General features: G+C 73.6%; 8 protein-coding genes. 6 read left to right on the forward strand and 2 right to left on the reverse strand.

Annotation, left to right across the window (positions count from 1 at the left end; translation table 11 throughout):
- Positions 1-6: 6 nt before the first annotated feature.
- Together ACBJ32_RS23210 and ACBJ32_RS23215 are read right to left on the reverse strand one after the other, a co-directional pair.
- Entirely contained in the window at positions 7-1,632 is a 1,626-nt protein-coding gene (locus tag ACBJ32_RS23210) for a hypothetical protein (protein ID WP_375128449.1), read from the reverse strand.
- Positions 1,629-2,465 carry a hypothetical protein gene (locus ACBJ32_RS23215; protein ID WP_375128450.1) on the reverse strand — a complete coding sequence of 279 codons (837 nt, stop codon included), beginning with the start codon at positions 2,463-2,465 and terminating at the stop codon, positions 1,629-1,631. The genes ACBJ32_RS23210 and ACBJ32_RS23215 overlap by 4 nt, the downstream gene beginning before the upstream one ends.
- A 161-nt stretch (positions 2,466-2,626) precedes the next feature.
- On the opposite strand from ACBJ32_RS23215, the gene ACBJ32_RS23220 reads away from it, so the two are divergent.
- The 6 genes from ACBJ32_RS23220 to ACBJ32_RS23245 form a co-directional block, all read left to right on the forward strand.
- Entirely contained in the window at positions 2,627-2,875 is a 249-nt protein-coding gene (locus ACBJ32_RS23220; protein ID WP_357886365.1) for an acyl carrier protein, read from the forward strand.
- Positions 2,850-3,632, forward strand: a complete 783-nt coding sequence (locus ACBJ32_RS23225; RefSeq protein WP_357886363.1) for an SDR family oxidoreductase — start codon at positions 2,850-2,852, stop codon at positions 3,630-3,632. The genes ACBJ32_RS23220 and ACBJ32_RS23225 overlap by 26 nt, the downstream gene beginning before the upstream one ends.
- A complete protein-coding gene (locus ACBJ32_RS23230) occupies positions 3,632-4,939 on the forward strand; it encodes an AMP-binding protein (RefSeq protein ID WP_357886361.1) in 1,308 nt (435 codons plus the stop codon). The genes ACBJ32_RS23225 and ACBJ32_RS23230 overlap by 1 nt, the downstream gene beginning before the upstream one ends.
- Positions 4,940-4,964: 25 nt before the next feature.
- Positions 4,965-5,984: an acyl-protein synthetase gene (locus ACBJ32_RS23235; RefSeq protein WP_357886359.1), complete on the forward strand. Its 1,020-nt coding sequence runs from the start codon at positions 4,965-4,967 to the stop codon at positions 5,982-5,984.
- 158 nt (positions 5,985-6,142) lie between these two features.
- Complete coding sequence (locus ACBJ32_RS23240; protein ID WP_375128451.1) at positions 6,143-7,399, forward strand: acyl-CoA reductase; 1,257 nt, start codon at positions 6,143-6,145, stop codon at positions 7,397-7,399.
- The coding region (locus ACBJ32_RS23245) for a hypothetical protein (RefSeq protein WP_375128452.1) at positions 7,396-9,078 on the forward strand (1,683 nt) is incomplete at its 3' end. The genes ACBJ32_RS23240 and ACBJ32_RS23245, both read left to right, overlap by 4 nt.

Raw genomic sequence — 9,078 nt, forward strand, 5'->3', positions numbered from 1 at the left:
GTTGCCTCAGCCGGACAGCAGGCGGATGACGCGGCGGGCGACCTTGCGGGGGCGGGCCAGGCGGCGGGAGAGGCGGTAGCCGAGCGTCCTGCGGTAGGCGGTGGCCTTGCGCTGGGTCCTGCGCAGCTTGGCCTTGGCCCGCACCAGCTCGCGCTCGCGGTAGGAGAGCTTGGTCTCCAGGCGGGAGACCCTGGCCAGGGCCGCGGTGAGCTGGTCGGCCAGGCGGTCGCGGGCGGCCAGCAGGTCGCGGTACGTCGGGGCGTGCTCGGCCAGCTCGGCGGGCTGGCCCAGCTCGGCGTCCAGCTTGCGGGCCCGGTCGAGGTCGCCCGCGTCGCACGGCCGCCCGGCCATGCCGCACAGGGTCAGCGTGAGCTGGTCGGCCTCCAGCGGCCACGGCCACGGATGGTGGTGCCCCGCCGCCAGCAGCCTGACCGCGAACCGCCACAGGATCCGGCACAGCACGACCCGCGGCCCCGGCGGCACGGCCGGCCCCACGGGCGGGTTGACCGCGGCGAACCGCTCGCCGTCGAAGACCAGGCTGTCGGTCGCCGCCGACACGTCGCCGCCCGACTCCAGCCACTCGGCCAGCCCGGCGAGCACCTCCCGCACGGTCCTGACGTCCTCGCGGGCGCACGCCTCGACGAGGATCTCCTCGACCACCCGGCCCGCCGGGATGGGCCGCTCCTGGCCGCCGGGCAGCCGCCTGGTGCCGGCGGCGGTGAGCTCGTACAGGGCCGGGCCCTCCTCGATGAGGCCCAGCGGCAGCTCCACCGCCCGCGGCTGGTCGGCGGGGCGGGGCGTCCTGGTGGCCACGGCCAACCACAGCGGGGCCAGCTCCTCCCCCAGGCGGTGCCTGAACACCAGCCGGGTCAGCCGCAGCGGGTCGGCCACCAGCATCCGGTCGCCGTCCCTGGCGCTCAGCGGGAACGTGAGCGCCTCGGGCAGCTCGAACGCCAGCGCCTCCCTGGACAGCAGCGACCGCGGTGCCCGCCGGTCCGGATAGGCCGCGTAGCAGCGCTGCAGGCTCAGCCCAGCCGACTCGAGCCCCAGGTCGAGCGCCTCGGGGCCGCTGGGGTAGCTCGGGTCGAAGCCGTGCGGCGCCCACTGGTCGTCGGCGCACTCCCGGTCTGCCGGCCTGGCCTCGATGAAGCGGTCCACGCCCAGGTCGTTGCGCACGCCGAGGACCAGCCTGCCGCCGGGCGCGACGAGGTCGGCCAGCGCGCCCAGCGACTCGCTCCAGGCCGCGGCCGGCGCCTCGGCCGAGTGGGTGCGCAGCAGCCCGTCCATCGCCAGCACCAGGTCGTACGGCTCCTCGACGTCCAGCAGCTCCAGCCGGCCGCAGTACACCTCCAGCCCAGGGTGCCGCGCCCCGAGCGCGCAGGCGTCAGGGTAGGAGCGCAGCAGCACGGCGGCCGACGGGGCGCGCGCGACCACGTCGTCCACCAGCGTCCGCGGATGCGGGCCGACCAGCAGCACCCGCCCGCTCTCCGGGATCGTCCGCCTGATCAGCTCCAGCGCCGCGCCCCGCCACTCGGTGACGCCGCCCATCGCGGCCATGTCCGACCACAGCAGCATCTCCCCGCCGATCAGCCGGACGTTCCCGGGCGTCTCGTCGCTCGTGGGGGCCTTCATGCCGTGCGCACCCGCTTCCATCCGAACATCTGCAGTAGCTCCTCCGGTGTCGCCTGATACTCGAAACCCAGCTCGCGCCGCGCCACCTCCGCCGCCAGCCCGGGATCGACGTGCGTGCCGTGCAGCTCGGGCCAGAGCCGTTTGCGGCGGGCCGTGCCGCCGTACTCGGGACGTTCGTCGTCGAACTGCATCGGATCGCCGTACACGGCCACCTCGCAGCCCACCGAGGCGCCGTAGAACAGCGCGCTGCCGAGCCGGTTGGAGGCCACCCTGCGGTGGCGCCGCAACTCGACGAGCTGCTTGCGCAGGAAGTCGCGGCCCTTTCCCTCCCAGCGGGATCCACGCTCGCCATGGCAGATGACCCGGAATCCCCTCGATTCATACGAACGCCGAATGTCCGGATTTGCGTATTCAAGCCAATAAAGGCAGACAGTGACCGGACCAATCTCGACATCTCGGATTTCGTCGGCAAGTCGGGCGTGGTCGCCGCTGACGGAATGCTTTTCCCAGCCATGAAAGGGATACCAGATCGTACCCTCGCGATCGGGGAGCACACCCAGGTCGGGCTCCAGATGAAGGAGATAGATCCAGGGGGCGCCGATCAGGTAGTGACCCCTGCGACCCATCGACCAGCCCCTGCGGCGCAGCACGTCCGACCAGACGAAACGGGGGTATCCGGGGCTGCACCAGTGGTCGTTCGGGGGAAATCCGTGGAGATAGTTCCATCCGTGCTGAAGGAAACCCTGGATTCGTTTCGGTGCCTCGTCGGGCAGGCCACAGTACGCGCCGAGTATGCGGGAGTGCCCGTACCAGTGATTGGATTCGTCCATCATTCCCCCCGTACGGTTGCCGTGGTCCCATCCGACATTCCCAGCCCTCCTCGGGGGTCACGCCTGGTTATACGGTTCCATTACTCAGGACGGGGGCTTGGTTTCTTCTGGCGGACGATTGCCGCTACACTTCGGCATGGCTTGAGGACAGAGAGTGAGTGATCATGAGTCATCTCGATCGCCTGCGGGCCGTCTTCCGCATGGCGCTCAACCTTCCGCCCGACGCCGACGTCGACGGTCTCGAATACCGCGCCATCCCGCAGTGGGACTCCCTCGCGCACATGGCGCTGATCGCGGCGATGGAGGACGAGTTCTCCGTCATGATCGACACCGACGAAATGATCGACATGAGCTCGTTCGCCAAGGCGGCCGAGCTGCTGGAGAAGCATGGCATCGGCGCGGCCGCCCTCTGACGACACCCGCACCGCTGCCCCCTGGCCCAGGGTCGCGCTGGTCACGGGCTCGACGAGGGGCATCGGCCGGGCCGTGGCCGCCACGCTGGCGGCCTCCGGTCACACGGTCGTGGTGCACGGGCGCGACGAGGAGCGGGCCGCCAAGGCGGCGGCCGAGGTCGCAGCCGAGACCGGCGGCGTGGTCGACTCGGTCGCCGGCGACGTGGGCGATCTGGCGCAGGTGTCCGCCACGATGCGGCGCATCTACGAGCGGCACGGCCGGCTCGACGGGCTCGTCGTCAACGCGGGCGTGCACGAGGCGGGCCTGCTCGGCATGACGGGGCAGGCCGCCATCGACCGCCTCTTCCAGGTCAACGCCGTCGGCGCCACCCACACCCTGCAGGCCGCGCTGCGGCTGCTGCGCCGGGGCACGTCACCGGCCGTGGTGCTGATGGCCTCGATCATGGGGCGCGCGGGCGGGCCCGGGCAGGCGGTGTACTCGGCGACGAAGGCGGCGGTGCTCGGCCTCACCATGGCCGCGGCCAAGGAGCTCGGGCCGTCCGGGGTCAGGGTCAACGCCGTGGCGCCCGGCTACATCCGTACCGACCTGCTCGCCACGCTCGGCGACGACGCCCGCGCCGGCGTGGTCGCGGCGACCCCGCTCGGCCGGCTCGGCGAGCCGGGCGACGTGGCGGCGGCCGTGGCGTTCCTGCTGTCGCCGCAGGCCGGGTTCGTGACCGGCCAGGTGCTCGGCGTCGACGGCGGGCTGGTGTTGTGATGTTCCCGCACCCGCAGGCCCAGCTCATCCCCTCGGGCGCCGAGGAGGGCATCGGCGGCGACAAGCTGGCCCACTACATCAAGCGCGCGGCGGAGAATCTCGACGGGCTGCGGCCCGGGCCGCTGTTCTGCGCCATGCGCAACACCCTGGCCTCCGTGTTGTGCTACCTCGGCGCCTGGCACGCCGGGCGGCCGATCGCGCTGCTCGACCCCGACCTGCCGGCCGCCACGCTGGCCGAGCTGTCGGAGCGGTTCAGGCCGGCCGCGCTGCTCGGGTTCACCAACCCGCTGGAGGACCCGCCGCCGCCCCGCACCGACGTGCCCGACCCGCATCCCGACCTCGGCCTGCTCCTGGCCACCTCGGGCTCGACGGGCAACCCCAAGCTCGTGCGCCTGTCGCGCCAGGCCGTGCTGTCCAACGCCCAGGCCATCGCCACGGCCCTGTCGATCGGCCCCGGCGAGATCGCGCCCACGAGCCTGCCGCTGCACTACAGCTACGGCCTGTCGGTGCTCAACAGCCACCTCATCGCGGGCGGCGCCGTGGTGCTGACGGAGGCCGGGCTGCTGGAGCGGTCGTTCTGGGCGGATCTGCACGCCTACGACTGCACGTCGCTGGCCGCCGTCCCGTACCAGTACTCGATGATGCGGCGCATCCGCTTCGACCGCTCCAAGTACCCCAGGCTCACCACGCTCACGCAGGCGGGCGGGCGGCTCGCGCCGGACCTGACCGAGGAGTTCGCCGCCCAGGTGGAGCGGTTCTACGTGATGTACGGGCAGACGGAGGCCACGGCCCGCATGACCGTGCTGCCTCCCGACCGGCTCGCCGACAAGCTCGGCACGGTCGGGGTCGCCCTGCCCGGCGGGTCGCTGGAGATCGCCGACGGCGAGATCGTCTACCGCGGGCCCAACGTCATGATGGGCTACGCCGAGAACGCCGAGGACCTGGCCAGGGGCGACGACCTGGGCGGGGTGCTGCGCACGGGCGACCTCGGGGCGCTCGACCCCGAAGGGTTCCTCCAGGTCACCGGGCGGCTCAAGCGCATCGCGAAGGTCTTCGGCACCCGGGTCAACATGGACGACGTCGAGCGCATGCTGCGCGGCCTCGGCCCCGTGGCGGTGACCAGCGGCGACGACCGGGTGACGGTCTGGACGGAAGCGCTCGATCCCACCGCCCAGGTGCGCATGGCCCGGCGGCTGGGGGCCGAGCTGCGGCTGCACTGGAGCGGGTTCGACATGCGGCACATCGATCACCTGCCGCTCCTGGCGACGGGGAAGATCGACTACCGCACGCTGGAGTCGCTCACATGAGCGTTCCCGCCGGTGGTGAGCGCGCGTGTTCACGCTGAGCGCGCCGGAGCGGGAGGCCGTGCTGGTGCCGGAGCTGGCGGCGCTGACCGAGCGGCACCGCGAGGCGTGCCCGCCGTACCGCAGGATCCTCGACGCCATCGGCGCGGCGCCGCCCTACGAGCGGCTGGCCGAGCTGCCGTGGCTGCCCGTGCGGCTGTTCAAGACGCACGAGCTGCGCAGCGTGCCGCAGGAGCTGGTGTTCCGGGTGCTGACGTCCAGCGGCACCACCGGGCAGCGGCCGAGCCGCATCTACCTCGACCGGGAGGCCGCGGCGGCGCAGACCCGCATGCTGGCCGCCACGATCCGGGCCGTGCTGGGCGAGCGGCGGCTGCCGATGCTCGTGGTGGACACCCGCTCGGTCGTGCGCGACCCGACGCTGAGCGCCCGCGGCGCCGGCGTGCTCGGCATGATGAACTTCGGCAGGGACCACACGTTCGTGCTCGACGAGCAGGGGCGGGTGGACGCGGAGGCGGTCAAGGGGTTCCTGGCCCGCCACGGGGGCGAGCGGTTCCTGGTCTTCGGGTTCACGTTCATGGTCTGGCTGCACCTGCGCGGCCTGGGCGCGGACCTGTCGCAGGCCGTGCTGATCCACTCCGGCGGATGGAAGCGGCTGGCCGAGCAGGCGGTCGACAACGCCGAGTTCCGGCGGCGGCTGGCGGCCGAGTGCGGGCTGAGCAGGGTGCACAACTTCTACGGCATGGTCGAGCAGATCGGCACCGTGTTCCTGGAGGGGCCCGACGGTGACGGGCTCTACTGTCCCGACTTCGCCGACGTGGTGATCCGCGACCCCGAGACCTGGCAGGAGGCGCCCACCGGGGCGCCGGGGATCATCGAGGTGGTCAGCACGCTGCCCACGTCCTATCCGGGTCACGTGCTGCTCACCGAGGATCTGGGCGTGGTGCGCGGCGTGGACGACGGGAGCTGGCCGGGCAAGCGGTTCGAGGTCCTCGGCAGGCTGCCGCGGGCCGAGGCGCGCGGCTGCAGCGACACCATGGGGCAGGGCTGATGCCTGACGACCGCACCGCCATCGCACACGACACGGCCGCGGCCGCACGTGAACCGTCCGGCGTCCCGCGAGAACCGTTCGGCGTCGCACGCGACATATCCACGGGCTCACCTGCACCTTCCGGCGCCGCACGAGACGCGTCCGCCGAGGCGCGTGGCGTGGCCGCCGAGGCTCGTGGCGCGTCCGCCGTGGACGTCAGGTTCCCGGCCGGGGGGACCGTGCCGGTCGAGGTGGTGCTCGACCAGCTCGGCGGCGAGCTCCAGGGCGGGGGCCGTGGTGAGCTCCAGGTGGGTGACGAGCGGGTCAGGGAGTTCCTCGCGGCCTTCGGGCGGCGGCTGCTGCGGCCCGCGCTGGCGCGCCGGCATCCCGAGCTGGGCTCGCTCGGCTTCTTCCTGCGGCCCAGTGAGCTGGCCCGCACGGTGGAGGGGCTCGGCGGCAAGCACGTACGCGTCCCGCGCGGCCTGGTCTTCCACGTCCCGCCCGCGAACGTCGACACCGTCTTCGTCTACTCCTGGGCCCTGTCGGCCCTGATGGGCAACCGCAACGTCGTACGCCTGTCGCACCGCTCCGGCACGGTCGCCGAGACCATCCTGGAGACGCTGCACGAGGCGCTGGCCGACGCCGATCCCGCGATCGCCGCCACACAGCGCGTCATCTCCTACGGCCGCTCCGACACCGTCACCGCCGCGCTGTCGGCGGCCTGCGACCTGCGGGTGGTGTGGGGCGGCGACGGCGCCGTACGGGAGATCCGGCGGCACCCGCTGGCTCCGCACGCCCGCGACCTGACCTTTCCCGACCGTTCGTCGTTCGCGGTGGTGCGGGCGGCGGCGTGGTTGTGCGCGCCGCGGGCGGCGCGGGTGACGGTCGCCGAGGGGTTCGTCAACGACACCTACTGGTTCGACCAGGCTGCCTGCTCCTCCCCCAGGACCGTGTTCTGGGTGGGGTCCGAGGGCGACTACGACGCGGCGCGGGCCGACTTCACCGACCACGTGGCGCGGGTGGTGACCGTGCGCGGCTGGGGGGTGGACGCGGCGATGGCCGTGGAGAAGCGGGTCTCCACCTACGGGCTGGCCGCCGACGGGCTGGCGGAGAGCGTGGAGTTCCGCGGGAACGCGCTGGCCGTCGTGCGCCTGTCGGCCGCGGCGGCGGCGCCTCGCCGGTGGCTGGGCGCCGGGACGTTCGCGCACGCCAGGCTGGGGGCGCTGGCCGAGCTGGTGCCGCTGGTGGAGCGGCGGGATCAGACGATGACGCACTTCGGGTTCGGCCAGGCCGAGCTGGAGGAGCTGGCCAGGGGGCTGGCGGGGCGGGGCGTCGATCGCATGGTGCCGGTCGGCAGCGCGTTGAGCTTCCACCGGGTGTGGGACGGGGTGGATCTGCCGGCCGAGTTCACGCGCCTGGTGACCGTCATTCGATGACGGCGGCGGCTCCGGAGAGCACGCTGGTCCGCCCGCGGGTGTCCCCAGGGCGGGGAACCTGGGTGCCGGCGGCGCTCGTGTGCGCCGGGGCTGTGGCCGCCTTCCTGTGGTGCGGGGTCTCCGCCCGCGATCTGTGCGCCTTCGCCGCGTACCTCGGGGGCGGGGTGGCGCTGCCGGGGATGCTGCTGTGGCGCGCGCTGGCCGGGCGGGGGCGGCCGGTGGGCGAGGAGGTGGCGGCTGGGCTGGCGCTCGGGTATGCGGTGGAGGTGCTGGCGTACATCCCGGCGCGGGCCGTGGGGGTGCCGTTGCTGGTGCTGGTGCCGCCTGCCGCGATCGTGGGCGTGTTCGCGGGCGTGCCGAGGCTGCGGCGGCACTGGCGGGGGCGCGCGGGCGGGGGCGGGGAACGGGTGCCGCCGTGGTGTGCCTGGACGCTGGCCGGGATCGTGGCGTACCTGATCGTGTGGAGCACGCTGTTCCAGTACCGGGTGCCGATCGAGGCCGGGTACGTGGACATGCCGTACCACCTGGCCATGGTCGGCGAGGTCAAGCATCACTTCCCGCCGACCATGCCGTCGGTGCTGGGCGAGCCGCTGGCCTACCACTGGTTCGTCTACGCCGACATGGCCGCCACGAGCTGGGTGACCGGGATCGAGCCGGTGACCCTGGTCTACCGGCTGTCCACGCTGCCGATGGCGGCGGCCATGGTGGTGCTGGTGGCGGCGCTCGGGCGGCGGCTGGGCGGGAGCTGGGGGGCCGGGGCGGCGGCGGCCGGGGTGACGTACTTCCTGTTCAGTCCCGCGCTGGTGGAGGGGGTGGTGTTCAGCTCGCGCTCGATGTTCACGGTCTCGACGAGCCCGACGCAGACGTTCGGGGCGCTGCTGTTCGTGCCCGTGGTGCTGCTGCTGGTCGGCGGGGGTGGGACGCGCTGGGCGGAGCCGGGCGGCGGAGGCCGTGCGCGGTCGGCGGCACCGGGCGGCGAGGGCGGGACCCGGTGGGCGGCACCGGGCGGTGGGGAGGCGTACGGGTGGGACGCGCCGGGCGGCCGGGGGTGGGCGCGGTGGGGGGTGCTGGGCGTGTTGCTGGTGGCGCTCAGCGGGGCGAAGGCCACGTATCTGCCGCTGCTGCTGGCCGGGCTGCTGGTGGTGGTCGCCGTGCGCGGGGTGGTGGAGCGGCGGGTGCCGGGGGCGTGGCTGGGGGTGGCGGCCGTGACGCTGGGGTGTCTGCTGTTCGCGCAGTTCGTGCTGTTCGGGCAGGGGGCTCAGGGGATGGCCGTCTCGCCGTTCGCGACCATGCGGGCCGTGTGGGGGGCGGTGGCGGGCGTGGGGATGCCGGAGCTGGCCTCGGTGCCGGCAGTGCCGCTGGTGGTGCTGACGGCGGTGCATCTGTTCTGCCTGGCCTGCGTGTGGGGCGGGGTGGCGGGGTTGGGACGGCGGGTGCTGGAGCCTGCCGTGCTGCTGTTGCTCGGGATCGGGGCGGCGGGGATCGGGGCGACCGTGGTGTTCGGGCATCCGGCCGAGTCGCAGCTCTACTTCCTGGAGGCGGCTCGGCCCTACCTGTCGGTCGCCGCCGTGTGCGGGGGGCTGGCGGCGAAGCGGGGGGCGGCGGGGTGGGAGCCGACGGGCGGGCGGCGGTCGGCGGCGGAGCGCGGGGTGGCGGGATGGGCGCCGGCGGCCGGGCGG

Origin of the sequence: Nonomuraea sp. GTA35, from assembly GCF_041950525.1 — a bacterium.
In the GTDB taxonomy this organism is placed as follows: Bacteria; Actinomycetota; Actinomycetes; order Streptosporangiales; family Streptosporangiaceae; genus Nonomuraea.